General features: G+C 46.6%; 1 protein-coding gene. It reads right to left on the bottom strand.

Annotated features, from left to right (window positions below; genetic code table 11):
* Positions 1–764, bottom strand: a 764-nt coding sequence (locus tag VU18_RS02165; protein WP_047757571.1) for a DnaD domain-containing protein, incomplete at both ends; no start/stop codon positions are given.

Raw genomic sequence — 764 nt, 5'->3', positions numbered from 1 at the left:
AGCCAATCCGGCACGATCTCCGTGCGGATCGGTTTTCGTGTTTTTCGACCGCCATCAGACGAGGATGGAGCCGATCGTTTTTTCAGTTGCTGCTCTCGAAATGCCAATTGTGCTGCTCGCACCTGGTCAACGGTTCGATACTCTTTTTCAAACCAGTCGCGCAAAATAGTCTCGACATATTTCCATGTCTTGGCCCCGTTCTCCACCGCGATTTTCAATGCCTCTAAGACCAATTCCTCGGACGTATCATCGACCCAAGAAACGATCTTTTCCCCTATGTAGCTGCCAACGGTGCCAAAGCCGTTCTGTTCAACGAATTGAATAATCTCTCGGAAGGAATGCGCGCGCGCGTCTTCTTCTACTTCTTCTTTTTTCTCTGTAGTAATCTCTGTAGTATTCTCTGGTATTGATCTGTTCAAATTGAGCGCTTCGTCTGTCCAATTTGAACAGATGGACTGTTCATTTTGACCGGATGGACTGTCGATTTCATCAGTCGTCTGCTCATTTTGAACAGTCGAAACGTCATTTTGATCAGTCGTCTGTTCATCTTGATTAGACGACGTGAATTCAGCCAATTTGTCGTAATCGATCCGATACCATTTTGTTTTATCGATCCTCGAGCGATTGAAATTCGCCGAGACGATGATCCCGATCTTCTCCAGCTTGGTGATGATCCGACGAATGGTGCTTTCTGACCAGAAGGGAAATTGCTCCCTCCAGTCCTCGTACGTGTTATAGATCCATTTATAGCCGTCATGGACGTT

The organism is Geobacillus sp. ZGt-1 (assembly GCF_001026865.1).
GTDB classification, from domain to species: domain Bacteria; phylum Bacillota; class Bacilli; order Bacillales; family Anoxybacillaceae; genus Geobacillus; species Geobacillus thermoleovorans.
This window is presented reverse-complemented; position numbering and strand designations above follow the sequence as displayed.